Annotated in this window: 23 protein-coding genes; 12 read left to right on the plus strand and 11 right to left on the minus strand. The window is 56.4% G+C overall.

Annotation, left to right across the window (positions count from 1 at the left end):
* The first annotated feature begins 43 nt into the window (after positions 1-43).
* Positions 44-523, plus strand: coding sequence for a nucleoside deaminase (locus AC5S16_RS02115; RefSeq protein ID WP_493928351.1), 480 nt, complete (start codon positions 44-46; stop codon positions 521-523).
* Between the two features lie 116 nt (positions 524-639).
* Here the strand turns inward: AC5S16_RS02115 and AC5S16_RS02120 are convergent, their stop codons facing one another.
* The 5 genes from AC5S16_RS02120 to AC5S16_RS02140 form a co-directional block, all read right to left on the minus strand.
* Complete coding sequence (locus AC5S16_RS02120; RefSeq protein ID WP_493928352.1) at positions 640-1,977, minus strand: aminotransferase family protein; 1,338 nt, start codon at positions 1,975-1,977, stop codon at positions 640-642.
* Between the two features lie 10 nt (positions 1,978-1,987).
* Positions 1,988-3,418: a C45 family autoproteolytic acyltransferase/hydrolase gene (locus AC5S16_RS02125; protein ID WP_493928353.1), complete on the minus strand. Its 1,431-nt coding sequence runs from the start codon at positions 3,416-3,418 to the stop codon at positions 1,988-1,990.
* Between the two features lie 113 nt (positions 3,419-3,531).
* The gene (locus AC5S16_RS02130) at positions 3,532-3,699 is read right to left on the minus strand and encodes a hypothetical protein (protein WP_493928354.1); all 168 of its coding nucleotides are present in this window, start codon (positions 3,697-3,699) and stop codon (positions 3,532-3,534) included.
* A gap of 449 nt (positions 3,700-4,148) precedes the next feature.
* Positions 4,149-4,841 carry a hypothetical protein gene (locus AC5S16_RS02135; RefSeq protein ID WP_493928355.1) on the minus strand — a complete coding sequence of 231 codons (693 nt, stop codon included), beginning with the start codon at positions 4,839-4,841 and terminating at the stop codon, positions 4,149-4,151.
* 58 nt (positions 4,842-4,899) lie between these two features.
* On the minus strand, positions 4,900-6,705 hold the full coding sequence (locus AC5S16_RS02140) for a tRNA nucleotidyltransferase/poly(A) polymerase family protein (RefSeq protein ID WP_493928356.1): 1,806 nt from the start codon (positions 6,703-6,705) through the stop codon (positions 4,900-4,902).
* A gap of 183 nt (positions 6,706-6,888) precedes the next feature.
* Here AC5S16_RS02140 and AC5S16_RS02145 point away from each other — a divergent pair, with 183 nt between their 5' ends.
* The 4 genes from AC5S16_RS02145 to AC5S16_RS02160 all read left to right on the plus strand — a co-directional run bounded on the left by AC5S16_RS02145 (position 6,889) and on the right by AC5S16_RS02160 (position 9,911).
* On the plus strand, positions 6,889-7,410 hold the full coding sequence (locus tag AC5S16_RS02145; protein WP_493928357.1) for a DUF6982 domain-containing protein: 522 nt from the start codon (positions 6,889-6,891) through the stop codon (positions 7,408-7,410).
* Between the two features lie 293 nt (positions 7,411-7,703).
* Positions 7,704-8,711, plus strand: coding sequence for a UDP-3-O-(3-hydroxymyristoyl)glucosamine N-acyltransferase (gene lpxD, locus AC5S16_RS02150; protein ID WP_493928640.1), 1,008 nt, complete (start codon positions 7,704-7,706; stop codon positions 8,709-8,711).
* 37 nt (positions 8,712-8,748) lie between these two features.
* The gene (locus tag AC5S16_RS02155) at positions 8,749-9,546 is read left to right on the plus strand and encodes a response regulator (RefSeq protein WP_493928358.1); all 798 of its coding nucleotides are present in this window, start codon (positions 8,749-8,751) and stop codon (positions 9,544-9,546) included.
* On the plus strand, positions 9,543-9,911 hold the full coding sequence (locus AC5S16_RS02160; protein WP_493928359.1) for a hypothetical protein: 369 nt from the start codon (positions 9,543-9,545) through the stop codon (positions 9,909-9,911). The genes AC5S16_RS02155 and AC5S16_RS02160 overlap by 4 nt, the downstream gene beginning before the upstream one ends.
* Positions 9,912-9,917: 6 nt before the next feature.
* Here the strand turns inward: AC5S16_RS02160 and AC5S16_RS02165 are convergent, their stop codons facing one another.
* On the minus strand, positions 9,918-10,916 hold the full coding sequence (locus AC5S16_RS02165) for an aldo/keto reductase (RefSeq protein WP_493928360.1): 999 nt from the start codon (positions 10,914-10,916) through the stop codon (positions 9,918-9,920).
* A 156-nt stretch (positions 10,917-11,072) separates the two neighbouring features.
* Between AC5S16_RS02165 and AC5S16_RS02170 the strand changes: the two genes are divergently transcribed.
* The 3 genes from AC5S16_RS02170 (at position 11,073) to AC5S16_RS02180 (ending at position 15,476) form a co-directional block, all read left to right on the plus strand.
* Positions 11,073-12,140, plus strand: coding sequence for an SDR family oxidoreductase (locus AC5S16_RS02170; protein ID WP_493928361.1), 1,068 nt, complete (start codon positions 11,073-11,075; stop codon positions 12,138-12,140).
* Between the two features lie 255 nt (positions 12,141-12,395).
* Positions 12,396-12,734, plus strand: coding sequence for a PadR family transcriptional regulator (locus AC5S16_RS02175; protein ID WP_493928362.1), 339 nt, complete (start codon positions 12,396-12,398; stop codon positions 12,732-12,734).
* A 9-nt stretch (positions 12,735-12,743) separates the two neighbouring features.
* Positions 12,744-15,476: an ABC transporter permease gene (locus AC5S16_RS02180; protein WP_493928363.1), complete on the plus strand. Its 2,733-nt coding sequence runs from the start codon at positions 12,744-12,746 to the stop codon at positions 15,474-15,476.
* Positions 15,477-15,485: 9 nt separating this feature from the next.
* Here the strand turns inward: AC5S16_RS02180 and AC5S16_RS02185 are convergent, their stop codons facing one another.
* Positions 15,486-16,421, minus strand: coding sequence for a tetratricopeptide repeat protein (locus AC5S16_RS02185; protein ID WP_493928364.1), 936 nt, complete (start codon positions 16,419-16,421; stop codon positions 15,486-15,488).
* A 148-nt stretch (positions 16,422-16,569) separates the two neighbouring features.
* Entirely contained in the window at positions 16,570-16,914 is a 345-nt protein-coding gene (locus AC5S16_RS02190) for a winged helix-turn-helix transcriptional regulator (RefSeq protein ID WP_493928365.1), read from the minus strand.
* A gap of 100 nt (positions 16,915-17,014) precedes the next feature.
* Here AC5S16_RS02190 and AC5S16_RS02195 point away from each other — a divergent pair, with 100 nt between their 5' ends.
* Positions 17,015-17,464 (plus strand): hypothetical protein, encoded by a 450-nt coding sequence (locus AC5S16_RS02195; RefSeq protein ID WP_493928366.1) that lies wholly within the window; start codon positions 17,015-17,017, stop codon positions 17,462-17,464.
* A gap of 1 nt (position 17,465) precedes the next feature.
* On the opposite strand, the gene AC5S16_RS02200 is transcribed toward AC5S16_RS02195, so the two are convergent.
* Positions 17,466-19,031 carry a glycoside hydrolase family 43 protein gene (locus AC5S16_RS02200; RefSeq protein WP_493928367.1) on the minus strand — a complete coding sequence of 522 codons (1,566 nt, stop codon included), beginning with the start codon at positions 19,029-19,031 and terminating at the stop codon, positions 17,466-17,468.
* Entirely contained in the window at positions 19,031-19,852 is an 822-nt protein-coding gene (locus AC5S16_RS02205; protein ID WP_493928368.1) for a 3-keto-disaccharide hydrolase, read from the minus strand. Before AC5S16_RS02205 ends, AC5S16_RS02200 begins: the two co-directional genes overlap by 1 nt.
* Before the next feature lie 256 nt (positions 19,853-20,108).
* On the opposite strand from AC5S16_RS02205, the gene AC5S16_RS02210 reads away from it, so the two are divergent.
* Together AC5S16_RS02210 and AC5S16_RS02215 are read left to right on the plus strand one after the other, a co-directional pair.
* Complete coding sequence (locus AC5S16_RS02210; RefSeq protein WP_493928369.1) at positions 20,109-23,429, plus strand: carboxypeptidase-like regulatory domain-containing protein; 3,321 nt, start codon at positions 20,109-20,111, stop codon at positions 23,427-23,429.
* A 102-nt stretch (positions 23,430-23,531) separates the two neighbouring features.
* The gene (locus tag AC5S16_RS02215) at positions 23,532-24,770 is read left to right on the plus strand and encodes an endo-1,4-beta-xylanase (protein WP_493928370.1); all 1,239 of its coding nucleotides are present in this window, start codon (positions 23,532-23,534) and stop codon (positions 24,768-24,770) included.
* Positions 24,771-24,867: 97 nt separating this feature from the next.
* On the opposite strand, the gene AC5S16_RS02220 is transcribed toward AC5S16_RS02215, so the two are convergent.
* Positions 24,868-25,797 carry a polysaccharide deacetylase family protein gene (locus tag AC5S16_RS02220; protein ID WP_493928371.1) on the minus strand — a complete coding sequence of 310 codons (930 nt, stop codon included), beginning with the start codon at positions 25,795-25,797 and terminating at the stop codon, positions 24,868-24,870.
* Between the two features lie 142 nt (positions 25,798-25,939).
* Between AC5S16_RS02220 and AC5S16_RS02225 the strand changes: the two genes are divergently transcribed.
* On the plus strand, positions 25,940-26,425 hold the full coding sequence (locus tag AC5S16_RS02225; RefSeq protein WP_493928372.1) for a hypothetical protein: 486 nt from the start codon (positions 25,940-25,942) through the stop codon (positions 26,423-26,425).
* The last annotated feature ends 5 nt before the right edge of the window (positions 26,426-26,430 follow it).

The following is a 26,430-nucleotide window of genomic DNA, read 5'->3' on the forward strand; positions in this document are numbered from 1 at the left end:
AAAAGAGCGAATGCCATGACATACTGATGAGGGTTTCATCGATATGTCGAGTGATCTGAAAAAGGAATTCATGCGATGCGCGATTGCGCTTGCAACGGAAAATGTCCGCAGCAATGCCGGAGGGCCATTCGGCGCAATCGTTGTGAAAGATGGCAGGATCGTCGGCGAAGGCGTCAACACGGTTACTGCCACTATCGATGCCACGGCGCACGCGGAGGTCAACGCCATCCGCAATGCCTGCCGCAGTCTCAACACATTTGATCTGAGCGGCTGCGAGCTTTATACGAGCTGCGAGCCGTGCCCCATGTGCTGGGCCGCTTCGTACTGGGCGCACATTCAATCCATTTATTACGGCAATCGCGCTGAGGACGCCGCGCGCATCCACTTCGCCGATGCGTTTCTTTACGAGCAGCTTGCATTGCCGCGCGAAAAGCGCGTGATTCCTGAAGAAGAGCTGCTGCGCGATGAAGCGTGGGAAAGCTTTCAGGCCTGGGCTGACAGTAGTACGAAGGTTGAGTATTGACCTTTACGCACTGTCATTCTGAGCGCAGCGAAGAATCTGCTTTTAATGCTTGCAGTAGTGCCACTCGAAACAAAAAGCAGATCCTTCGCTGCGCTCAGGATGACAACTCTAAGGTTTTACTCCACCAATCCATCCGCAATCGCCAAAGCGTCATCGAGAGCAGCCACACCTGCATCGATCTGTTCTTTCTCGATAATCAGCGGTGGCGCAATCACGAAGTGGCTGATCCATGCCTGGATGCTCACGCCATTCTTCATCATCTGCACTGCAACCTGATCGACAACCAGCGGCTTGCCGCTGACCTTATCGCTCATAGTGTTGAATGGCTGTCTCGTTGTGCGGTTCTTTACCAGATCGACCGCCCAGAAGAGCCCCATGCCGCGCACTTCGCCGATGGAAGGATGCTTCTGCTGCAAGGCTTCCAGTTTTGTTTTGAGATATGGCTCCAGCTCCGCTGCACGCTCCACAAGCTTCAGCCGCTTCATTTCTGCAATCGTGGCAACGGCAGGCTTCAGCGTCAGCGGATGGGCCTCGTATGTGTGTCCATGCGCGAAGTAATGATCGTCGAAGTATGCGGCGATCTTCTCCGTCGTAGTGCAGAGGCCCAGAGGAACATAGGCGGATGTAATGCCCTTCGCTGTCGTCAGAATGTCGGGCTTCACGTTCCAGTGGTCCATGGCAAACCATTTGCCGGTGCGGCCCCATCCGGTCATCACTTCGTCGGCGATCAGCAATACGTTATGGCGATCGCAGATCGCACGCAGGCGCGGCATATACTCCGGCGGTGGAACGAGCACGCCGTTCGTGCCAACAATCGGCTCGACAATTACCGCTGCAACGTTCTGCTCGTTCTCGATCATGTGCTCGAGATAATCGACGCAGGCGATATTGCACTGCGGATAGGTATGCTTGATCGGGCACTGATAGCAGTTCACTTCCGGAGCAAAGATCGTGTCTCGGCCTTTGCCTGATGGTTCAATGGCCCAGCGCCGCGGATCGCCGGTTGCCGCGATCGATCCCGCAGTCGATCCGTGATACGAGCGGTAACGCGTCAGGATCTTCGGCTTGCCTGTGTACATGCGCGCAATCTTGAAGGCGGCCTCATTGGCTTCTGTCCCGGACGTAGTGAAAAAGAATTTCGTCAGCCCTTCCGGCAGAACTTCGGTCAGCACTGTGCTTAGTTCAGCCCGCGCCGTGGTCGCGTACGAAGGCATGACATAGGCCAGCGTGCGCGCCTGCTCGGCGATGGCATCCACTACGGCCTTGTTCTTGTGGCCGAGATTGACGCACATCAGCTGCGAGGAAAAATCGAGGTACTTCTTCCCTGTTGCATCGATGATGTAACAGCCCTCGGCATCGACAATATGCAACGGCGCCCAGTTCTTCTGAAATCGCCATGTGCCGTAGTTATATTGTTTTGTCGCCTGCGAGATATCCGGAATAGTGGCTGGCATCGGCTTTGCCTCAATTCTCTTTATCGCCTGCTGTGAATGTCGTCCAGGCGCCGGATTTCATGTCCCGCAGAATCGGAGACATCCAGCTGAACTGAGGGTGCGCGGCAAGAAACGGCCTGGCAAGAAAATCTTCGCCGCATGGATGGCCGGCGTGCGCAATCAGGCTCATCTTTTCGGCGAGATCACTCGTCGTTACTTTTCCCTGCACTGCGCCGCCCGGATAATAAGCAGGCCACTCCCATTGTGGAATGCCTTCCTTTACTTTGTCGACGTGCCCGCAAAGGCTGCGCTGGTCCGGCTGCTCTTTCTTGAGGAAGCTGTCTTCGTGGTCAGCGAGGAACTGCTCCCCGGCGGTCGCGTCGATCGCACCTTTGTGCGAAGTCATCTCCTGCTCCCAGCGCACGCGGCGCGCATTCGGAGAAGTGGAGAGGTCGTTGTAATTGAATCCGTCAGTCTCTTCCTTAATGAGTTTCGGATCGCGCGCAAAGTTCGAGCTGACGAAGTATCCATCCTTCGTGCGCCAGATGGGAGTGTTCTTCAATCCAAGTTCGAGATAAGCAATTTCGCCCGTCTTGCGGTCGCCGATGAGCCAGTCGTTGGCATAGCCGCCGTTATTGCCGTCGCGCATTGTTGCCACGACATCATCAATCGAACTCGCATATTGCAGCGACTTCCGAGAGCGCATGAAGGTAGGCTTGCCATCCGAGTTCCAGCCTTCGAACTGGCTGATGGTCGTCTCCGACAGCATGATGCCCGCATCGTTGATGCCGAAGTCGTCATTGCTGGTGATCATTCCGGGAACGCCGTCCATCAGAATGCGGTGTCCCTTCTCCGGCTGGATATCGAACATCACGGTCCAGCGCGAGCCTTCGGCGTAGGAGCTCCAGTTGTTGTGCGCGATGACGATCTTGCCGTCCTTGGTGTAACTGCCCGTGGCGATGAAGGCGCTGCAATTGCCCGGAGCATCTATCTTCGGCGCATTCATAGCATGCTGCTGCTTATTCAGCCACGGAACATAGTATTCAGAAAGCTCCATGGTGCCGTTGATGGCGACGATGTCCCACACATCGAGATCGATGCCCTTGGCCTGCACACCTTCTGCGATTGCGGAAAGCTCCTCCTGATATTCAGTATCGATATGCGGCCACAGAATCGTCTTCGCTGCATCGCGGAAGAAGGCCCAGTCGCGCCCGGTGCTGTGCTCATCTTCGAGCTTGAAGACATGGTACGCATCTTCAATCTGCGAAGCCAGCAGGTAGCCGTGCTGGTAGCCGATCTCGGCTGGCGTTCCCTGAAGATGGATATATGTCCAGCCGTTGCGCTCAAAAGAATATGCGCCTTCGAGGCGCATGTCGTGGTGAATAGAGGGTTGTGCCAGCGTCGTAACCGTACAAAGGCCAAGCGCAGCCACTATCAAGCGAGAAAACAAACCGCCCGTCATCGAAGCGTGCTCCGTCCAGGAAAGGAATTGCTTATGACGATAGCACGGGACTCGCCCCTTCGACTTCCCACCCCACTTCGCTCAGGGCAGGCTAAGCGGACGCGCTTTCGCGCCTATTGGTTGTTGAGGTTTGTGGCCAGCTGCAAGGCGTAGATGATGGTTTGGGCTTTGTATAGGCTGATGGAATTCTCTGCCAGCGCTTGCAGGACTGCAGAGAGGAGGAGCCGCATCTGCGTCGGGTCACCGGCTACGGAGTCGAGGCTGGGCAGAAGATCTGCCATTCCCGTGTACCGGGTACGGCGTCTGCGGTGGGCGGAACTACGTTTCGGGTCATGGTAGTAGCAGTGAGGCTCTCCACGCAGAGCCGGGCTTCCGCACCTGTGTCCATCCGGGAAGATGTGATGGCATTCGGCTAACATCTTGTCCTCCATGCACTGCCACCTCCCCCCCTGGGGGGAGGCGTTAAGTCTTTGAAAAAACGTAGGTTCTATTCTTAATACGGCAAAGTACTGAAAATAAGCGCGTTCTACGCAAAGTCCTGATTTTGGGCAATAAAAAAGCCTGCCGAATCAAGGGCAGGCTTTCTTTCTATTTCGGCTCTTATTTTCAGAATATCAGGAAAAGAGGAAATGACAGATCATTATGCGTTGCAACAATTGCCTTTTATAATCAGCAGTTTATAGCAATATATTACTTCAGGCATGCTTGACAACGCATATAAGCAAGATTTCTAGTCCAGCAGATCGATCACATTTGCTATAAAGTACGTCAGCGGATCATAGATCACGACATATCCATCGTAGTAACCCATCTGGTAGCCAGGCGGAGGAGGCGGCAGATACCCGTACAGTCCAGCTGGTACTGGCGTGAGGTAGCTGATGTATGCATAGGGGAAGAATCCGCCCATTACGAGATGCGGCCGCCTCCCGCGATTGATGTAGCCCAGGTTGCGCCGGTAGTAATTGCGCAGATAATTCCTGTCATTGGGCCGGAAGCTGTATGAAGGCCGGTTCTGCGGAGCATGTCCCCACTGTGGTGGACGGCCATGCGAGCCGCCAGATGGCCGGGAGGGTCCGGATGGGCCCGATGGACGATGAAGACCGGGGTTGGGATTGGGACGGTTCCCGCCGCTTGGCCGGGGACGATTGTTGCCTGGCCTTGATGGCTGCTGAGGGGTGCCGCCTGGATTGCCGCCGGGGGGATTACCTCCTGGATTTGACCCGCCTCCCGGACGATTTCCGCCACCGGGGTTGGATCCCCCGGGGCGATTGCCGCCAGGCTGCTGACCTGGTCTGCCTCCACCCTGTCCGCCACCGGGTGCTGGGCGTGTTTGTGGTCCCTGTTGTAGAGCAAAAGCAAAGGCCGGAGATACTCCGGCCAGCACAAAAAGAACAATCACCGTTGAAGCACACCGCTTCAGCATTTGCGGCTCCTTCCCATGCTGCGGAACAAGCTTAACCTCTACACTTCAAAAGGTAAAGTTAACGCTTCTTTCTGGCAGGCTTCTTCGGGACTCTCACCGGCTTGGCTGCAGACTTCTTTTTGGCCGCTGGTTTCGGAGCGGGTTTTGCAACCTTCCTGGCTGCCGGTTTCGGCGCAGGCTTTGCCGCCTTCTTGGCAGGAGCTGCTTTTTGGGCTGCCGGTTTCGGAGCGGGTTTCCTGGCTGGAATCGCCGGTTTTGCAGCTTCCTTTTTAGCAGCCGCTTTCGCTGGTGGTGCGGGTGTCTTTGCAGCAGGCGCAGCCTTAGCCGCCTGAGCTGGAGCTTTCTTTACCTGCTCCTGTTTTGCGGGAGCAGCCGGAGCCGGCTTTGTCTTGGCTGCAGGCTTTGCCGGAGGCACTTCCACTTCCTCTTCTTCCGCTGTTTCCTCGTCAAGATCGTCCGATTCGAGGTCAAGCTCGTCGAGGTTTGGAATCTCCGCCTCTTCGCCTTCTTCCTCAGAGAACTTCTCCGACTTGATCTTCGGTTCGGCAGCTTTCTTGCGCGAGCGGCGAATCGTAACCGGCGGCGGCGGCGCAGGCGGCGAGTACGGCTCAAGAAACGCGCGCATCTCTTCGTCAGTCTGCAGCTTGCCGTCGATCAGCTGGAAGAACAGCTCCTCGAGAAGCTCGCTGTAGCGCTCAATATCAGGAGTAATGCGCATCTCCTGCATCAGCGCCACGGGAATCTTCTGTCGCGCTTCCGGCCAGACGGTGAAGAAGTTCTTGAGCTTGTTCTGGATGGCTGCGCCCTTGCCTGTATATGCCAGCCAGAGGACAGCTTCCGGCTGGTACGAGGTCAGCAATTTCCATGTAGCCGAAGGCGTGGCCGCGTCCTTGCCCGTCAGTACATTGGCAAATTTCTTTGCCTCGACTTCCAGATGGTTCCACTGCTCGACAAAGCCATGGCGCGGGAATGCGCGCTTCAGCACGGCAACGTCCTTGGCGGGCAACTTGGCTGTGAGCAGCTCCATCTGTGCTGCGGACAGGTCCGGATGCACTCCCTGCATCAGAAGCTGATAGTAATTTTCCAGCAGACGATCGAGACCGTGAGCATCTGCCTTGGCGCTGGTCCAGGCCGGGAAGATATGCTTCATCCAGCCTTCGGCTTCAAGCGCCTTCAACGTCCGCAGGCCGTCCTGCTCGTGACCAATCTCCTCCAGCTCATACCCTTTAAGATAGGCCGGGATCGCTTCGATCATGTCTTCATTCTTGGCGTTTTCGTAACGGGTATGCGTCCGCTCTTCCAGCGCCCAACCCAGGCGGGAGCGCAGGCGGACAGCTCGCAGCAACCGCGATGGATCTTCAATAAATCCATAAGGGCTGACCAGTCGGAGATGGCGCGCCTCAATGTCTGCCATGCCGTTCAACGGATCGAGCAGCAGTCCATAAGAGCCTTCATTCAGCGAAACCGCCATGGCGTTCGCTGTAAAGTCGCGGCGGCGCAGGTCTTCGAGAATTGGCGCCCAGTGATAAACGGGCTTGCCCGGCTTCGGATACTCTTCGCGGCGCGCGCTCGTTACCTCTACCCGAACACTGCCCGGAAACCAGAAGAAGAGCGTTCGCGTCGGCTCGTGCTCACCCCAGAGTGTGGCTCCAGCCTTCTCCAGCGATTTCTTTAATTTGAGAGCATTTCCCTGAACCGTAAAGTCAAGATCATGGACGCTTGTGCCGGTCGTCAGATCGCGGATAGCTCCACCGGCAAGAAAAACCGTCATCCCAGCATCGCGGGCGGCATCGCGAACCTGTTGTATGGCCTTCTGTTGAGCGGGTGAAAGACGGTTTTCCAGTAGATAGATGTAATCGGGCATGCCTGAAAATCTGTAATAAAGATATGCCCTGCCGACAGAGCATTAAATAGCCTGTTTGCAATGGCTTAGGGGTACAACTACCCACGATGCAAAGGAACACTGTAACATATGGGAACCCAAATAGCTACGGCTTTGCACAATTTTCGCTGCGAATCGTTGCCTGAGATGCGACAATCCGTGAGAATGAGTTCCAGCCGGAAAAAGGTTATCGTCCGCAAACTTACCCGCGACTGGGTGGCCGGGTATTTGCCCGCTGACGGCTTTGCCCGCCATGGCAATATCGAATTACTGGAACTTTCCGGAAAGGTGTTAGTCCTTCCTATTCAACAGATTAAATGGATTTGCTTTGTGCGGGACTTCAATTCCGGCGATGTCAATAACCCCGAAAAACTGCTGCGGAAAACCTTCGCTGGACGGCCGCGTGGAGAGGGTCTCTGGCTCCGCCTGGAGCTCGAAGATGGCGATGCTCTCGAAGGCCTTGCCGAGAATAATCTCGGTCTCCTCGATTCTGATGGTTTCTTTCTGACTCCTCCAGATATCCGCGGCAATACGCAGCGGATGTGGCTCCCGCGTACCTCTTTAACCAGCCTGGAAGTCGTGGCGGTCATCGGAGGCATATCAAAGAAGAAACCGGCCGCCGCTGAGAAGCTGGAGCAGGAGAGCCTTTTCCCGCAGGAAAAGCAGGGAGTAGGGGTGAGTCACTAGGGGATAGGGACTTGACACGGGTTTTTGAAGTCCTGCGAACCTCCCACCCTATCGCGCAAAAACGGCGCGACAGGATGGGGCACCCACATCTTTTCGGCTATTGATGCGAAAAGCAGGTCCTTCCTCTTCACGTTGTTCAGGGTCAGGATGACAGCAGCTTGGCGAAAATGCAGCGACCAACGGGAGCGGGATATTAGTTGATCCAGTTCGCTCCGGCAAGAATGGCGCGCGAAGCGTGGATGTGCCCGTGCGGCCAGCACCTGGATGGGCAGTCCCCGGATACAATCAGCAACATGAAGTTAGCGGAGCTGGCAGAGAAGCTGGGGGCGGAGTGCCGCGGCAATCCGGAAACCGAAATTACCGGAGTCGCGCCGATTGAAAGTGCGGGGCCGGGACAGGTCACGTTCGTAGCCAATCCCAGATACACGAGCCTGGCCAAGACGACCAAGGCGGGAGCAGTCCTGGTTGCTCCTGATTTTCCGGAGATTGAAGCTGCGACCCTGCGCACAGCCAATCCATACCTCTCCTGGGCGCGGGCTATTGAGCTGTTTCACCCTGCCCCGTCTTATCCTCCCGGAATCCACCCGACGGCTGTCATCGCACCCACAGCAAAGATCGGCGAAGGCGCTTCGATCGGCGCTTATGCCGTGATCGGGGAAAACTGCGTCATCGGGAAACATGCGACCATCCTGCCGCACGTAGTCATTTATCCGAATGTCCGCATGGGCGACCACTTCTTCGCCCATGCCCATGCCGTGGTGCGCGAGGGGTGCGAGCTAGGCGACCACGTCGTGCTCCAGAACGGGGTTGTCGTAGGTGCCGATGGCTTTGGCTTCGCCAAGGACGATGCCGGCCATTGGCAGAAGATCGTGCAACCCGGCCCCGTCGTGCTGGAGGACGAAGTCGAAGTCCAGGCCAACTCCTGCATCGACCGCGCCAGCGTGGGCGAAACGCGCATTGCCCGCGGCGCCAAGATCGACAACCTCGTCCAGGTGGGCCACAGCTCATCGGTGGGCGAAGACACGCTGCTTTGCGCGCAGGTAGGGCTGGCCGGCTCGACACACATCGGCAACAGCGCCATACTTGCCGGGCAGGTCGGCGTCGCCGGCCACTGCCATATTGGCGACCGCGTCATCATCACGGCGCAGTCAGGAGTAGGCGGCAATGTGGAGCCGGGGAAGATCGTCAGCGGCTCGCCCGCCTACGACAATCGCCAGTGGCTGCGCGTGTCGGCGATCCTGCCGCGCCTTCCGGAACTGCTGAAGCAGTTTGAACGCGTCCGGAAAAGAAAAAATGAGTAGCAGCGTGCCAGGCTCTTGCTGCATCCCAAGTACCAAGATGCTGAAAGAAACAAGTCAGGAAGATATCGGCACACAGGCCGTGGCCGAGCCGATTCGTGTTTTATTGCTGGACGACCATCCTGAAAATCTGCTCTTGCGTTCGACCATCCTGCGCAAATACGGATACTCCACAGAGACAGCAACCACCATCGAAGAAGCCGAACAGCTTCTCGATGAAATCGACATTGCCGTGCTTGACTACCATCTGGGCGCGGGCCAGTTCGGCACCGAGGTCGCCGCATCGCTGCGCCGGCGGCATCCCGAAGTGCCGATCATCATCCTCTCAGCTACGCTGGAGCGCCGCTTCGGCGGGCCGGAAGATATGCACCTGCTCAAGGGATACAGCTCCATCGACGACCTGGTAACGGCGTTGCGTTCCTTTGAAGCCAAAAAGCGCGGCAAGCCTGTAGTGGTCGACGCGCGCGAGTTTTTCTATTCCCGCATCAACATGGCCATGGGCGACGACGTTGTGCTCGAAGTGCTCGAAGCGGACGGCACCTGGCAGTATGTGAATGATGCGTGCGCCCGCCTGCTGGAACGCCCGCGCGACTGGTTTCCGGGCCGCAATATCTTCGACGAGATGCCTGACCTTGCCCACGACTGGCGCGACATTCTGCGCACTGTAGCCGAGACACGCGAAACCTACATCGACCGAACCTATCGCGGGCTGCTGAATCTTCCGCGCCAGGGCGACGAGTGGGTCTGGAACGTGCTTGTCTTCCCTATTACCCTGCATACAAATCAGACTGGAGTGGTTCTGACTGCGCGTATTCTGGAACGTAAGACTACGCTATGAGAAAAATTCAGATACGCTGCTTTCTTTTTGTTCTGCTCCTGCTTCTTTCGCTTCCCTCCGGATGCCGTTCGGCATTCGTAACTGCGACGATCACAAATCAGAGCGGCGCGCCTCTTTCTCTGATTGAGGTGGACTATCCCAGCGCCAGCTTCGGTCTGGGTTCGCTTGCTACCGGAGCTGAATTCCACTACCGCTTCAAGATTCAGGGTTCTGGGCCCATCAAGATTCAGTTCACCGATGCTGCAGGCAAGACCCACTCTGTCTCCGGGCCGGAACTCAAGGAAAAGCAGGAAGGCCCCATGACCATCAGCATCGGCTCGGATGCTCATGTATCGTGGGACCTTCATCTCTCCGCAGCAAAGTAAGAGTGCTTAATTGAACCCAAGCACAGGATGCGGAATGTAAGGCTCCTCGAGCGCTTGAATTTCCTCGGGCGTGAGCTTCAGCGAAATCGCAGCCACGGCATCTTCAAGATGATGCGGCTTGGTCGCGCCTACAATTGGCGACGAAACACCAGGCTTGGTCAGGATCCAGGCAAGCGCAACCTGCGCATATGGAACACCGCGCTTTCCCGCGATCTGGCCCAGCCGGTCCACGACCTTATGATCTGCTTCTTCGGTGCGCGAATACATACCCGTTCCGAATTGATCTGTCTCAAAGCGCCTGGTCGATTCGCTCTGCCATGGACGTGCGAGCCTGCCACGCGCCAGAGGACTCCACGGAAGCAAGCCAATGCCTTCCGAGAGGCAAAGCGGATTCATCTCGCGCTCTTCCTCGCGGTACAGCAGGTTGTAGTGGTTCTGCATCGTGACGAAGCGCGTCCAGCCGTAAAGGTCGGACAGATACAGCGCCTTGGTGAACTGCCACGCATACATCGAGGAGGCGCCGATATACCGCACCTTACCTGCCTTCACCACATCGTGCAGCGCTTCCAACGTTTCCTCAATCGGCGTTTCATAGTCCCAGCGGTGAATCTGGTAGAGGTCTACGTAATCCGTCTGCAGGCGACGGAGGCTCTGGGCGAGCTCGTAGAAGATGGCTTTGCGCGACAATCCACGGCCATTCGGCTCATCGCGCATCATTCCGTGAACCTTGGTGGCCAGCACGATGTTCTCCCTGCGCGTATTCGCTTTCAGAAAGCGCCCGAGCACTTCTTCACTGGCGCCGGCGGAATAAACATTAGCCGTATCGAAAAAGTTGATACCGAGATCGAGGGCCTGCTTCAGGAATGGCTGGCTCTCTTCTTCATTCAGCGCCCAGGCATGGCTTCCGGGTTTCAGCTGGCCGGTAGCCGGCGCGCCATAGGTCATGCAGCCGAGACAGATGCGGGAGACTTTCATCCCGGTCCTGCCGAGATTGACGTATTCCATTGCTTCTCCTGGAGAAATGAGGGATGAAGACAATACTCTTCTGGTGAATAAGAGGACATTCCCCGCAGAAACGATTCAACGTGTTGCTGTTCCGCATCAGATTTCCATCTGCCGCATCCTTATAGAAAGTCCAAAGACGGAATGAGAGGAAGAGCCGTGGCAAAGAAAACTGCATTAGTTGTCGGAGCGACAGGGATCGTTGGCCTCAATCTGGCTGCCTTGCTGAAAGAAACGACAGATTGGGAAGTCTACGGATTATCCCGCAGGCCCGTTTCACACGAAGGCATTCACCCCATTGCGGCCGATCTGCAGAATCCTGAATCCGTAAAAAGCGCGCTGAAAGACATTGCGCCGACCTATGTCTATCTTGCAACATGGCTGCGCCAATCGACAGAGGCGGAGAACATTCGGGTCAACAGCGCGATGGTGCGCAACCTGCTTGATGCAACATCGCGCTCGAAGTCAGTCGAGCATGTGGCACTTGTCACCGGACTGAAACATTACCTCGGGCCGTTCGAGTCCTATGGCAAAGGCAAGCTGCCTCCGACGCCCTTCCGCGAAGAGCTGCCGCGCCTGGATGTCGAAAATTTTTACTACGCGCAGGAAGACGAAGTTTACGCCGCTGCCAAACGCGACGGCTTCGGATGGAGCGTACATCGTCCACATACCATCATCGGCTACTCCATAGGCCATGCCATGAACATGGGCGTCACGCTCGCCGTATACTCCACCATCTGCCGGGAGACGGGCCGGCCCTTTCAGTTCCCCGGCTCCGCTGTGCAGTGGAACAGCCTCACCGACATGACCGATGCCAGACTGCTGGCAAAGCATCTTCTGTGGGCTTCGACCACGCCCGCGGCCCGCAACCAGGCATTCAATGTTGTCAATGGAGACGTCTTCCGCTGGAGCTGGATGTGGAACAGGCTTGCCGGATACTTCGGCCTTGAAGCCGCGCCATTTCAGGGCGAAGGCGTTCCTCTGGAGACACAATTAAAAGACGCCGCGCCGATCTGGAGAGAGATCGCAGCCAAGCACCACCTTGCTGAGCCTGACCTGAATGTGCTCGTGTCGCCGTGGCACACCGATGCCGACTTGGGACGCCCCATTGAAGTAGTAACCGACATGTCCAAAAGCCGCAAATTCGGCTTCCTGGACTATCAGCCAACCGACGAGAGCTTCTTCACTCTGTTCGAGCGGCTGCGGAAAGAAAAGCTTATCGTTTGAGTTAACACACCGGGTGCGCCACCCCTTTCGTTCCGCTTTTGGACGAAAGGATGGAAAGCAGAAACCCGGCTCCAGACCAGATTAGGAATTTGTGTAACCGGAAGAAAACTGCAGGTCCTTCCACTACGCTTCGCTCCGGTCGGGATGACAATTCGTTTTCAGAGATCACACTAAAACTAATTCGATGAAGCATCTCCTGTTGACATTCGAATAAAGCCGGGCGCAGACTATCTGTTGACCTACTACAGGAGACAGATGGGCGAGAACAAATCTGACGTTTTGCAGGGCACACTCGACCTTATGGTGCTCAAGACCCTCGAGTCCATGGGCCCTCTGCATGGATATGGCATCGCGCGCCGCATCGAGCAGGTGAGCAACGACACTCTGAGCCTGAACCAGGGGACCATCTATCCAGCACTTCTGCGTCTGCAGCAGCGCGGCTGGATCAAGTCCGAATGGGGGACCTCGGAGAACAACCGCCGGGCCAAATACTATTCGTTGAGCCGACTGGGAAAGAGGCAGATCGAGAAAGAGACCGAAAGCTGGGAAAGGGTCGCTGCAACGATGGCGCGCTTTCTGGCTGAGCCTCGTTAGGAGCTTGCTATGGACTGGCTGCGAACGCTGCTGAGCCGCTTGACCGCCTTCTTTGGCGCGAAGAAGCTCGATGAGGAACTCGACGAGGAGTTGCTCTCGCACATTGAGTTTGCGGTGCAGGAGAACATCCAGCATGGCATGTCGCCCCAGGAAGCCAGGAGGACGGCGCTGCTCAAATTTGGCGGAGTAGCGCAGATCAAGGAAAACTATCGCCTGCAACGCGGATTGCCCTTCTTCGGTACGCTTGTTCAGGATGTCTGTTTTGCAGTACGCCAGATTCGGCGCGCGCCGGGTTTTGCTACCGTGGCCATACTTACGCTGGCGCTGGGCATCGGCGCCAACACTGCTGTCTTCACGCTGACGCATGCCCTGCTGTTGAGCACGCTTCCGGTGCGTGATCCGGGCGAACTGGTGCGAATCACAATTGACATGAGTGCAACTGAAGACGGCAGAGGTGATGCGCCGCTCAATTTGCCGATTATCGAGGAGATACGGAGACGTTCGCGCTCTTTACACAGCGTCTTTGCCTGGTGTGTGTACGATTTTCCTTTCAAGGATGGTGACACGAATAGCGGCATCCACGGCGCTATCATAAGCGGCAACGCATTCGAGTCACTGGGAGTGCATCCTGCCGCCGGACGTCTTCTGACTCCGGCAGACGATCAACCCGGTGGCGGCCCCGACGGCCTGGCCGCAGTGATCAGTTATCGCATATGGGTCGAGCGCTATCATGCCGATCCTGCAGTCATAGGACGGCACGTTACTGTGACCGATCATGGAGCAACCATCGTCGGAGTAGCGCCGCCAGGATTCGAAGGCGTGATCGTCGCCGAACATCCTGACATCTATCTGCCGCTCGAATTTCAGGCGGTGCTCTATGGACAGCAGGCCAAACATGATGGCGGGCGCCTGTGGCTGGAGACATTTGCCCGGCTTCATTCGGGCGGCGGCCGTGCGGATGCCGCTGCAGAGCTGGCCACGATATTCCCATCCATTCTGGATGAAACATTGCCGCCAGCCATGCGGCACCTGCCATTCGTGGACAAGGCTCGTATTGAGGTAAAGTCTGCTCGCACAGGCTGGAGCAAGCTCCGTATGCAGTACACAGAGCCGCTATTGCTTTTGCAACTGATGGTTGCCACAGTTCTGCTTATCTGCTGCGCCAATCTTTCCGGGCTGTTTCTAGCGCGGGCCTCGGCGCGGCGGCAGGAATTCGCAATTCGCGGCGCATTGGGAGCCGGTCGCCTGCGTCTTATGCGGCAGCTTTTTATCGAGTGCCTGATGCTGGCGATTCCCGGAGCTTTGCTCGGCGTCTGGTTTGCATGGATGACCGGGCCGTGGATTCTGCACATGCTTGGCAACGCGGAGGCGTCGGATTCGATCTCAATGCGGCCTGATCTGACTGTGCTTTCTGTGACGATTGCTTGCGCAGTGGTGTGCGCCTTGTTGTTTGGAATGGCCCCGGCATGGACTGCCAGCCACACCGACGTAGAAAAAGCGCTGCGCAGTTCGCATCAACATGCGTCTGTGAGCGGCGGAGGATTACGAAACTTTTTTGTGCCTTTTCAATTGGCGTTGTCGCTCACGCTGGTGGTCGTCGCCAGCCTGCTTGGCACAACGATTGCACGCCTGCTCACAGAAAATTCCGGATACCGCACCGATAATGTGGTCTTTTGCCTGACTGACTTCCTGCGCATTCCCGAGAAAGGCGAAGCTCTTGTCTCGCTCTACCGCCGTATGGCTGAGCGAATGGAAGAGCTTCCCGGTGTGGAGCAAGCCAGCGTTGCTGCAGTTTCTCCGCTTATGGGAGGACGCTGGAGCGATGATTTTGCCGCAGTGGAAAACGGCAAGCATACTCAGCCAGTCGAGGCGATGGAAAACGTCATAGCTGCCCATTATTTCTCAGCAGTCGGCATACCGATTCTTGCAGGGCGCGATTTGCAGAATAACGACTCCGATCGCAACTCCTGCATTGTGAGCCAGGCGGCTGCCCGTCTCTATTTCCCCAGCACCTCAGCGCTCGGCAAAACCCTGCGCAACATCATCCATAACGGAAGAACTGGGGTCTATACTTTTCACGACTATCAAATCGTCGGCATCGTGCAGGGTGCGAAATACGACACGCTACGAGAATCACCTCCACCGATTGTGTATATGCCAATTACCTCTGGGGAAGGCGAAGGCAAAGATGGAACAAATGCAGGATCTATGCTCTACTTCGTCATTCACGCACGCAGCATTGCCGCAGCGAGATCGGCCTATCTAGGCACGCTGCATGAGATGGCACCATCCAGTCCAGAAATCCCGCCTATCGTGTTCAGTCAGCAGCTTCAGGACTCCGTGGCGCGTGAACGGCTGCTGTCCGTTTTGTCGGGATTCTTCGCACTACTTGGTCTGTTGCTGAGCGGCATCGGCATCTATGGTCTGGTGGCGTGGAATGTGACGCGCCGCACGACGGAAATCGGTTTGCGCATAGCTCTCGGCGCGACGCGGATGAGGGTCTTCTCTCTGGTCATGCGCCAGGTGACCAGCCTGCTGGCCATCGGTGTTCTGATCGGAGGGCTCGGCGCATTCTTTGCCGCGCGCGCCATCCGCAGTTTTCTGTTTGAGATTCGGCCAAACAATCTTTCCATCTTTGTGTTCTCGGCACTGCTGCTGGCATTTATTGGCCTGCTCGCCGCCTTGCTGCCTGCACGGCGTGCTGTCTCCATCGATCCCATGCAGGCGTTAAAGACGGAATGAGCCGCGGATTTAGAAGAGTGCTGCGATATCCATTGTCTGCAGGTTATGACTATATGCCGGATTCGCGTTGATCTGATCGCGCGTGTTCTTCACCTGCTGTTCGATAGCTCGAGCAGCATCCGGCCGGTGGTCAGCGCGAAGGAAACGTGCGTACTGCGCCATGACGGAAAGATAAGAAGGATGCTGCCAGCCCAGTTCCCTGCCCATGATCTCGCTTCCCTGTTGCATCCATTCACCGGCCGATGCAAGATCGCCGTTCTTCCAACAGGCATATCCCAGCAGAAATGCGCTGAAGCCTGCCGGGAATGTATCGGGGCCATAAGCTTCTTTTGTCATCTGCAGCGTGTCACGTAATTTTGCGATGGCCTCAGGATATTTGTGCGTCTGACATAGCGAAGCCGCAAGCACCAGAAGGCTGCCCGTCTTGTCTTCCGGATTGGTGTTTCCATCGAGCGCTCGCTGCGCAAAATCCCTTGCCTTGTCCGCGCGATGTTCCCGCAGATAAAGCGTGGCCAGGTGATACCAGCTCCTGGGAAGTTCCGATTTCAGATCGTCCTCTTCACGCATCTTCAGTGCCTTCGATTCTGTGCGCTCTGCCTCTTTCACGTTTCCCATTTCCATATACAGAGTCCCCAGGCCATCGATTGCTGCCGCAAGATCAGACTTCGACACAGGCGCAACGGTCAGCAACCGCATGGCCTGCTCGTAGGCGCGCTCTGATTGCCCGTACATGCCCGCATCCTGATACAAGCTTGCGAGGTGCGACCATATCTGCCCGGCCTGAAGCGCTGCCATCTCCGGAGTCTCTGCCTTGAGCGAAGCAGCCTCGTAAACAGCGATCTGCTTCTGCAGATCTTCCCTTGTCAGAATCTGCCCATGTAAGTCCAACATCCCTGAAAGAACGGCCCCAAGCAGCAAAACGGTAGCTAGTTGATACATTTTCATGGAAACCTCCGATTCATCTTCAGAAGCAGCAATTTCCATGCCATGTTGAATGTCAACATAAGTGCTTGTTAATGTTGACTGTCAACATGAGAGAAGCAACGGAAAGGTGTCCATTTATGGAAGGAGCTGTTCAGAACCGGACAGTAACTTACAGGCGAGACATAGCGCTCATACGGCGCAGATGATTGCGTCCCCACGCGCAGATGACTTCGAGGACGGGCGTCAGGGTCAGTCCATATTTCGAGATTGAGTAGCGTACGCAGGGCGGAACGCTCTTCTCCTCGTGCCGCAGCAGGATCCCATCACGCACCATCTCCTGCAGGTGGCGGATCAGCATTCGCTCGGTGATCCCGGGAATGCTGCGGCGCAGCTCGCTCGTGCGCATCGGCCCCTCTGAAAGCCGCCAGAGAATCGTGCCCTTCCACCGGCCGTCAACCACCGACAGCATGGCGTCAATGGGGCAGGGAGAAATCTCCTTCTTCGATACCGGCATGCAAAATCCTCCGTGGTTTCACTGATGACTGACATATTTGTCAGTACAAACATTTCCGTCAGTGTACGCTTCTTGGGCATCTGAGTCACAGGAGCAGATAATGACCCTGATTCTGGACATTGCAACGACATTGTGTATTGGACTTCTGATCGGCACAGAATTTGCCGTATCCGCCTTCATCAATCCTGTTCTGTGGCAACTCGACAACCACGCACAGGCTGGAGCAGTTCAACTCTTCGGGCGCAGACTCGGCACCGCAATGCCCTTCTGGTATGGAATGAGCTTTCTGCTTCTGATTGCCGAGACCGTTGTACGGCTGCATTCGTCTGGAGTCACGCTCCTCGGCATTGCAAGCGGCATCTGGGCCGCGGTAATTGCCCAGAGCATCTGGCTGCTTGTACCCATCAATAATCGCGTGGTACGCATGGAACTCACGGCCTTTTCAGAAGAAACACAACGGGAAATCAGAAAATGGGATGCCCTTCACCGCTGGCGTGTCGCCGCTCTGGTCGTAGCAATGGTCATGTTTCTCGTGGGGATCCATATCTGACTCATCTGGAATTTTGAGAAGGCTTCCCCACGTGATAATGCGCCCAGTCGAAGTCCACATAGCCTGCTCCGCCATTACCGGTGTTGAACGCGAACAAGGCAGGCCGCGCGCCCTTCCACCAGCTGAATACCAGCTTCACTTCTGTTCCCAGTGGATGGAAAGACCGGCCTGCATCGAGGCTGTACGAATACGCAACAGTATCGCCGGTCACAACAGCGCGAAGTTCGACTTCGTTTGCATGCACTTCAGGCCCGGAAGTGTCGACACCTTTAGCTGAGTAGACGAGAGTTCGCTTGCCCCGCGTCTGCATTACGCCAACATAGCTCAGGCTCTTGTCGAAGAGGCTTACGCCGGTGCGGTCGCCGTCTGTCATATGCCTGACATCAAGCTTCGCAGTGAACTCGAATGACTCGTCCTGCATGCACTCGGTAAGCGTGTTGCGCGCCTGCATCAGATCGGCGGCGGGCATCGGATGCAGCCGCAGAAAGCCGCGCTTCTCTGTCAATGACCAGTGCGCGTTATCTGGATTGTGGTTCCACTCCCACATGGGTGACAGCGTGCGCCCGCTGAACTCATCGGAGGTTTGCGGTTTCATCGTGTCGGCGCCCGGCACATGCACTGGAAGTGAATAGTCTGCTACAGGCTGGCCTGCATCGCCCATCACCGGCCAGTCATCTTCCCACCGGGCCGGCTCGAGGTACACGATGCGGCCATGCGCGCCGCGCTGGCTGAAATGCAGGAACCAGCCCTTGCCGTCGGGCGTTTCCACATAGCCTCCCTGATGCGGCCCGTTCACATCGCTTTTGCCCTGCACCAGCACAATGCGGTAGTCATATGGGCCGTAGATATTGCGCGAGCGCAGAACTGCCTGCGATCCCTGGCCGACACCGCCCATGGGAGCAAAGATGTAGTACCAGCCGTGGCGCTTGTACATCTTGGGCCCTTCCAGCGTCGGCAGATGCTGTGCATCCTGCACGATGATCTTGCCTTCATCGAGCACTGATTTCCCGTCCGGGCTCATCTTGTGCAGGATGAGAGGCCCTGCGCGCAGCTTGGAGTGCACAAGATAAGCACTGCCATCGTCATCCCAGAACGGACACGGATCTTCCCATCCAGGCCCCGCGATTACTGCAACCGGCGCGCTCCACGGCCCGGTCATCTTCGGCGCTGTGCTCACAAAGATGCCCTCATCCGGCGTGGGAAAATAGATATAAAACAGGCCGTTGTGAAAGCGGACTGACGGAGCCCAGACGCCGCCCGCATAGCGGTTGCCTCCGGACATGTCATAGCGCGGCCCGAAATTGAGTCGAGGAAGCACGTGCCCGGCAATCTCCCAATGAACCAGGTCGAGTGAATGGAGGACAGGAATTCCCGGAGAAAAATGAAAGCTTGAAGCGATGAGGTAATAGTCCTTGCCGTCGCGGATGACGTCAGGGTCTGAGTAATCCGCATAGAGCACAGGATTGCTGTAAGCCGATTTCGCCGGCTGCTGCGCGGCGAATGGCAACGACACAAAAAGCGTACAAATAATCAGAGCAAAGAACTGTCCTCTCTTCGAAATCATCATCAGTATTTTTTGATCCAGACATTGCGAACAGAAACTTTAGCCGGTGTGCTTTCAAGCTCGATACCGATTTTCCCCGGCTGATTGTTCGAGGAACTGGGGTCGTCATCGATCAGCACGGCCATCAGATGGCCATTCAGGATATGCATCAGCAGGCCTCCGTGCGCGATGATCTCATACTGGTTCCAGTCATTGATCTTCACATAGCCGCCCAGCGCTTCGCGGTCGCCAATCGTTCCGATGAGCGTAGGCTGCTGGTGCGCATCCATGTGCACGACCTCGCCACGCCAGGCGACAATACCCAGCGGCGTGTTCTCGGAATAGAACTGCCCTGTGTAGTCCGCTGATTTTGGATTGACGGGAAACCAGATGTCCGCCTGGGGGCCGGTCATCATCCAGTCGAGGTTGCGCGGCTTCTCCCCCGGATGAAGCGGCCTGTTCCACGGAACTCCCGTCTGGCTGCGATACTGGATGCCGCTTCCGCCACCGATCTCGCACTTGATCTCAAGCTTCAGATCAAAATCTTTTACGACCAGGCCCTTGCGCCAGATATAGGTATTGAAGACGGGCTTCTCTCTGATCGATTCCCCGACCATCGCTCCGTCTTCAACACGCCAGACCGTAGGATCGCCCTCCCAGTCCGTCAGACTATGTCCGTCAAAGATCTGCTCGAAGCCGGTGTGGTCATCAAAGCGCAGCGGCTCCGGCTCGTGAAAGCGCGAAGGGGTGGATGGCGGATTTCCTGCCTGGGCCTGCAGGTTCACAGCAAGAAACAGGCAGGCACACGTCACGCTCAATCTCGTAAACCAGATGGCAAATTTCATGAAATCTCCAAGGGTTGTGATGCGCAAGTAAATCGATATTGACAAGGGAATGACGATGACTCTAGGATGCTCCCATTTCAAATATGAATCAATTTCAAGTGTAAAGTTAGGGCTCTCTCTCAGGTTTCGTGACCTCGCGGGCGCCCATTTTGGAGGACCCCAGATGAAGCTGCTGCGTAGAAACGTAATCTCATGTTGTCGTGTTTTGTTTTTCCTTGCTCTGTTCCTTGTCGGACTGCTTGCAAGCGGAAAATCTTTGGCACAAGGCCTGGGCCGGATGAACGGCACCGTAACCGACTCGACTGGCGCAACCGTATCGGGAGCGACCATCACCGTCACCAATGCCGGAACGCACGTGGCCATCACCACCACCACCGATGCTTCCGGAACCTACACCTTTCCGTCGCTCCCACCGGCGCAATACAACATCACTGTCGCAGCCCAGGGATTTACGACACGCACAGAAAACAATGCGCTGCTGCAGGCTGACCAGGCGCTCACCGTAAACATCGCTCTGACCGTTGGCAGCGCAACGGAAAACGTGACCGTCTCCGCGGCGCCTCCACAGGTGGACACTACCACCGGAACGCTCTCGCAGGTCATCGACGAAAAACGCGTGAACGATCTCCCGCTGAACGGGCGCAACGCCGCCACACTTACTCAGCTTGTGCCGGGGGTTGTCGTCGCATCCAGCCTCAACATTGACCAGGGTTCGACCAAAACATTCCCTGTCGTCGCCGCCGTGACCGTCAACGGCACGCGCGCCAACCAGATTAACTACATGCTCGACGGAGGCAACAATGTCGACGAGTACACCAATGTCAATGCGCCTTTCCCCTTTCCTGACGTGCTGCAGGAATTCAGCGTAGAGACCAGCAACTATAACGCAGAATATGGCCAGAATGCAGGCGGCGTGGTTAACATCATCACCCGCAGCGGCACGAATAAGTTCCACGGCGATGTCTTTGAGTATGTCCGCAACCGCGTCTTCAACGCAGCCAATTACTTCTCCTACCAGAATGGAGTCAAGACGCGCGACTTTCTCAAACGCAACCAGTTCGGCGGCACATTCAACGGCCCCGTGCGTATTCCCTTTCTCTATAACGGAGAGGACAAGACCTTCTTCTCCTTTGGAGTGCAGGCGACACGCTACCGCAACAACGCGGTGGGAGGCACAGCCACGCTCCCCACGCCTGACCAGCTCGCCGGCACCTTTGCCGGCCTGAGCGCGACGGACAAAATACTGAACCCAAGCACTCTGGCGCCCTATCCCTGCACCAACACGGGAGCGAGCTACACCTGCACGGTCAATCCAAATGACTACAACCCATCTTCGCTCGCGCTCTTGAAATACCTGCCCACGATCGCTTCGGGAGCAAGCCCCGTCTACACCTTCTTCAAGCCGAGCAGCCAGAACTACATTGAATACACTGGCCGCGGAGACCAGAAGCTCACTGCCAACGATCGTCTGACAGCGCGCTACTTCTATGACAGCTACGACCAGAAAGGCGTTCTCGACCTGACAAACCTGCTGACGTATTCCGATCAGGCTTCCATCCGCTATCACAACGCACTCATCAGCGAAACACACATCTTCAGCAACAACCTGCTGAACAACTTCATCCTCAGCTATCAGATCGACAATGCATCCCGCGGCCCGCTGCCCGGCAGCATCAACATGAATGATCTAGGCGTGAACGTCTGGCAGCCGGCGTTCAAGCAGATCAACCAGATCACGGTCGGCAACGGTACGGCGAGCAACTTCTTTACCATCGGCGATAATCCTGCTGCGTCCTTCCGCCGTAACAACTACACACTCGGCGACGATCTCCACTGGGTGCGCGGCAACCACTCCATTGCCTTCGGTGTGCATTTTGAGCTCGCCAAGGTCGACATCGCGAACCAGTTTCAGCAGCCCGGTCTGTTCACCTTCAATGGCAATCCAACCGATACTGTACCCATGGCCGACTTTCTGCTCGGCGGCCTCACCAGCTTCGCCCAGGCCTCCGGACAATACTTCGCCAACCGCTATCACGAGTCGGGCTACTATGCGCAGGACACGTGGAAGGTAAGCCGCAACCTTACTTTGAATTTTGGAATTCGCTACGAGCCCTTCTCACCCGAGAATGAGATACAAGGGCGCCAGGGCATGTTCAATCCAGCAGCCTGGGCCGCAGGCCAGATCTCAAGCACGCATCCCACAGCGCTCGCCGGCCTGCTCTTCCCCGGAGATCCGGGCTTCGTCCACAACATGATTCATCCCGTTTACACGCACGTGATGCCGCGTTTTGGATTTGCCTATGACGTGTTCGGCAACGGCAACACCAGCATTCGCGGAGGCATCGGTCAGTTCTATGACACGCGCCTTCCCGGAGTCTTCGACAACATCTTTGCCAATACAGTTCCGTTTGTCGCCTCGATCAACCAGAGCTTCGCCAACACGGCTACATCCAAACCGGCGCTCTTCAGTGATCCCTATGCGAGCATTCCCGGCGGCAATGTATTTCCCGCTCCGCAGCCGCCGCCGGCGAGTTACTTCACTACGACGAACTACCAAAACGCGAGTTACTCTACTTTCAATTCCAAAACCTTCCACGTGCCTGTGACGTATTCCTTCAACCTCGCCGTGGAGCAGCAGATTACGAAGACTCTCTCCGGGCGTCTCGCTTACGTTGGATCAACCAGCTTCCATCAGATCAATCCCACGGACATCAACCCCGTCTGGAACCAGGGCCCGAACATCGGCCAGCGCGTCTACTCCTCCACTGCCAACCAACAGAACTATAAGAGCGCTATTGCCACTGTCGACACAGGAGGCATCGCAAGCTATCACTCCTTACAGCTATCGCTGCACGAGCGTTTGTCGAACTCTCTTACGGCGTTCTTGAACTACACCTGGTCGAAGGCAATCGACAACAACGCCTTCGGCTCTTCGGTCACAGCCGTGGTTCCGGGTTCCTCGTATGTTCTTCCTGTGTATGAGACGAACTACAAGCGGCTCGATGCTGGTCCTTCGGACTACGACCATCGCAATGTGCTCACCGCTTCCTACGTCTGGCTCTTTCCTAAAGTCAGTGGTGGAAATGCTGTGCTTCGCTACATCGCAAACGGATGGCAGACAAACGGCATCTTTACTTTCCGCAGCGGCGATCCGTTGACGGTAACAGGCGCCAATGTCGACGGCACAGGCCTGGGCCGCGATCGCGCCGTCTGGAACGGGCAGCATCCGTATGGCGGAAGCTCCTGCGCCATTGGTACGCATTGCAAGAACTGGCTGAACAAGGCAAACTTCTCCACCAATCCCTCGTACACCACCAACCTGGCTCTCACCTATGGCAACATCGTGAAGGGCAGCTTCGCAGGCCCGCAGTATGCTGCATGGGACGCTAGCATGATTCGCATCTTTCCTATTCGCGAAGCGCTGCAACTTCAGTTCCGCGCCGAGTTCTTCAATGTGCTCAATCACACCAATTTTGGCGATCCGCAGCAGACGCAGATCAACTCAAGCTTCGGCTCCATCACTTCCACCAATGGCGATCCGCGCATCGGTCAGTTGTCTCTTAAGCTGGAGTTCTGAACAATGTGATATCAAAAAAAGTGCGAGGATCAATTTCCCCGCGCTCGCTTTTTTTCTGAACATCTAATCGACATGCAGAAAATTTTCACACGGCGCACAGCCTTGTCCCGAGGTCTGGCCGCTGCAGCCGGCTGGCTCGCAGCGCCGGCTTTCTCATTCGGCATGCAGCAGCAAGGCGCGCCAAGTCAGCGGCCGGCAGGCGCACCCGACGAAATGACCGTCAATACGCAACAGCATCGGGAACATTTTCCTCCTCCCGACTACGGGCCGCTGCCGAAAGAGCTGCCCTCGGAGACACGGGCGCTTGCAGGAAAGCATTCGCTGAAGCACCACGCGCAGCAGCATGGACTCATCGCCGGCGCCGCAGTAGTGGTGCGCGGTCTTGAGGATGATCCAGTGCTGCAACAACTGGTCGCCGAACAATATGCGATTCTTGTGCCGGAGGGCGAGCTGAAGTGGGTTGCGCTGCGACCGCAACAGGACCAGTTCGACTTCTCGCAAAGCGACAAGCTGTTCGAGTTTGCAAAGGCACACCACATGCAGGTGCGCGGCCATACCTTCGTCTGGCACAACTCGGTTCCGGACTGGCTGAAGAACAGCCCATCGAGCCTCGATGTCCGGTCGCTTCTTGTCGAGCACATCCGCACTGTAGCGGGCAGATATAAGGGACGTGTTCACTCCTGGGACGTAGTGAATGAAGCCATATTGCCGAGCGATGGCCAGGCCAATGGTCTGCGCAAATCATTCTGGTTTGAACGTGTCGGTCCCGATTACATCGAGCTTGCCTTCCGCACTGCGCGTGAGGCCGATCCTCATGCGAAGCTCACCTACAACGATTACGGCGTTGAGTATGACAATGACGAGCAGACCGAACGCCGCAGGCTCATCCTGGCGCTGCTGCACAGGCTCAAAGAACAGAATGTTCCCCTCGATGCAGTCGGCATTCAATCGCACATCAAGGCCGCTTCGCCATCTTCTATCGGCAAGGGGCTTACCGACTACATCGTGCAGATCCGGCAGATGGGTCTCGAAGTTTATCTCACAGAGATGGACGTGAACGAGGACGATATCCCTTCGAATGAAGTTGCCACGCGCGACCGTATCGTTGCCGAAACCTACAGTCAGTTTCTGAACGTCGCGCTGGCCGATCCGGCAGTGAAGCTCTTTCTCACATGGGGAGTGAGCGACCGCCGCACATGGTTGAATGACGGCCCCACGCACCATCGCAAACAGCCCAACCGCCCGCAGCGTTCTCTTCCCTTCGATCCCGACTATCGGCCAGCGCCGGCTTTCTTCGCCATTCGCGACAGCCTCGATGCACGCCGCAGAGGAGATGCATGATTCGCCGCGATTTTCTTCGCCAGTCCTCGACAGGTCTTCTCACTGCATTGCTTCCCGTTGCCGCTGAAGCGCAGAGCAGCGCACCTAGCAGCAGCCCTTATCGGCACACACTCTCGAGGGCACTTGACATATTCGGACGCGGAGGAGCTTCCAGATTCCGGGCTTTCATGGCCTGTTCCAATGTATCGGGATTGGCAGGCAGACTCAGATCAAGATCATTGGCATAAAAAGGATCCTTCTCTGCGGCCTCGAGTGTGACAAAGCTGAATCCGCGCGAACGGTAAAGCGCAATCAGCCGCGGCAGCATTCTCGCGTCAAACGCGCCGACATGCATCAGCAGGACATAAGGAATGTCATGCCCATAAAGCGTCTTCGCCATCGACCGTGAATAGTCGATCGTCGCGTCCGCCGCTGCCAGGTAGCTCTTTTCGAGCTCCGCAACGGCCGCCGTGTCCCCCTTGGCCACGCAGCGCGCGTACGGCTGGTTCCATGAGTAATCGCCGAAGCTCATCGTCACTCCGGCAACGCGGTAGCCATGCGCGGCAAGAAACTTGCGCGCGCCATCTCGCTTTTCCTGTGTATTTCCTTCCGCCAGAAACGGGAAGCGCAGCCAATGCCAGTCCGCGCCCTGTGCAACCGACTTGAGAAGCGGCTCATTCTTCAGCGTGTCCGATTCAAAATCTTCCAGCGAATACTCATTGAGGTTGATATGCGACCACGTATGATTTCCCAGCGGAAAGCCAGCATCGCGCCACGCCTTCAGCACCGGCGTTGAGAGCGGCTCATCTTCGGTGCGGATGCCGTTCACAAATCCATAAGCGGGAGGCAGGTGTTCCTTCTTCATTGTTGACAGAATCTTTTCAGCGATCTCAACCCGCGTCTCACCTTTCGGCAAAGCGCTGTGCGCCGGCAGATCGTCCCAGGTAAAAGCAATCTGCTGTGCCGCTGCCGTAAAGAAGACAGAAAATGCGGCGAGCAGTGCCGCGTATGCGATGAAACTTCTGACAATACCAATCCTCAGATGCATAATGATTACTCTCGACACTGCCGACGATTCTAAAGGATGCAGGTCCGGGTATTTAGCAAAGATCTCTCTTTTACACTATGTTGCTCTATGCCTGGAATGGGCTGGCTTGAAGATGAACAACAACTGATTTAAGGAGGGACACTTGAACCCAACTTCATCTCTTCAGCCTCGTTCGTTACTGCTCCCGATTCTCGTGGGCGGTTTCACGGCCGGACTGCTGGACCTGATCCTTGCTTTTTATACCTTCGGACGGCGAATGCCCCTGGGAATTGCCAGCGGCCTGCTCGGAAGCCACGCGTTTCAAGGAGGCACCGGCATATGGCTCCTTGGGATTGTGCTTCATTTCGTCATCGCATTCTCAGCTGCCGCTATCTATTGCCTCTCCAGCCTGAGACTGACATTCCTCGGGGATCATTTCTTTGTCTGCGGCCTGTACTATGGCATTGCGGTCTACCTGGTGATGAACCTGGTTGTTCTACCTCTCTCTGCCGTCCCCTTCAAAGTAGGCCCATTCTCAGTTTCACAATTGATCCATGGCCTGGTGCCCCACATGCTCATCATCGGGCTACCCATCGCCTTCAGCCTCTGGTTTTTTGCGAGAACCAGCCGCCGAACGCAGGCCACCTGATTCAC

The organism is Acidobacterium sp. FHG110202_01 (genome assembly GCF_059115305.1).

Bases quoted from the DNA above. Each gene is read 5' to 3' on its own strand.
- AC5S16_RS02195 (WP_493928366.1), top strand. From the start codon at position 17,015: ATGACCCTGATTCTGGACATTGCAACGACATTGTGTATTGGACTTCTG.
- AC5S16_RS02135 (WP_493928355.1), bottom strand. From the start codon at position 4,841: ATGCTGAAGCGGTGTGCTTCAACGGTGATTGTTCTTTTTGTGCTGGCC.
- AC5S16_RS02155 (WP_493928358.1), top strand. From the start codon at position 8,749: ATGCTGAAAGAAACAAGTCAGGAAGATATCGGCACACAGGCCGTGGCC.
- AC5S16_RS02130 (WP_493928354.1), bottom strand. From the start codon at position 3,699: ATGGCAGATCTTCTGCCCAGCCTCGACTCCGTAGCCGGTGACCCGACG.
- AC5S16_RS02190 (WP_493928365.1), bottom strand. From the start codon at position 16,914: ATGCCGGTATCGAAGAAGGAGATTTCTCCCTGCCCCATTGACGCCATG.
- AC5S16_RS02160 (WP_493928359.1), top strand. From the start codon at position 9,543: ATGAGAAAAATTCAGATACGCTGCTTTCTTTTTGTTCTGCTCCTGCTT.
- AC5S16_RS02120 (WP_493928352.1), bottom strand. From the start codon at position 1,977: ATGCCAGCCACTATTCCGGATATCTCGCAGGCGACAAAACAATATAAC.
- AC5S16_RS02125 (WP_493928353.1), bottom strand. From the start codon at position 3,418: ATGACGGGCGGTTTGTTTTCTCGCTTGATAGTGGCTGCGCTTGGCCTT.
- AC5S16_RS02140 (WP_493928356.1), bottom strand. From the start codon at position 6,705: ATGCCCGATTACATCTATCTACTGGAAAACCGTCTTTCACCCGCTCAA.
- AC5S16_RS02185 (WP_493928364.1), bottom strand. From the start codon at position 16,421: ATGAAAATGTATCAACTAGCTACCGTTTTGCTGCTTGGGGCCGTTCTT.
- lpxD (WP_493928640.1), top strand. From the start codon at position 7,704: ATGAAGTTAGCGGAGCTGGCAGAGAAGCTGGGGGCGGAGTGCCGCGGC.
- AC5S16_RS02145 (WP_493928357.1), top strand. From the start codon at position 6,889: ATGAGTTCCAGCCGGAAAAAGGTTATCGTCCGCAAACTTACCCGCGAC.
- AC5S16_RS02165 (WP_493928360.1), bottom strand. From the start codon at position 10,916: ATGGAATACGTCAATCTCGGCAGGACCGGGATGAAAGTCTCCCGCATC.
- AC5S16_RS02180 (WP_493928363.1), top strand. From the start codon at position 12,744: ATGGACTGGCTGCGAACGCTGCTGAGCCGCTTGACCGCCTTCTTTGGC.
- AC5S16_RS02115 (WP_493928351.1), top strand. From the start codon at position 44: ATGTCGAGTGATCTGAAAAAGGAATTCATGCGATGCGCGATTGCGCTT.
- AC5S16_RS02200 (WP_493928367.1), bottom strand. From the start codon at position 19,031: ATGATGATTTCGAAGAGAGGACAGTTCTTTGCTCTGATTATTTGTACG.
- AC5S16_RS02205 (WP_493928368.1), bottom strand. From the start codon at position 19,852: ATGAAATTTGCCATCTGGTTTACGAGATTGAGCGTGACGTGTGCCTGC.
- AC5S16_RS02220 (WP_493928371.1), bottom strand. From the start codon at position 25,797: ATGCATCTGAGGATTGGTATTGTCAGAAGTTTCATCGCATACGCGGCA.
- AC5S16_RS02175 (WP_493928362.1), top strand. From the start codon at position 12,396: ATGGGCGAGAACAAATCTGACGTTTTGCAGGGCACACTCGACCTTATG.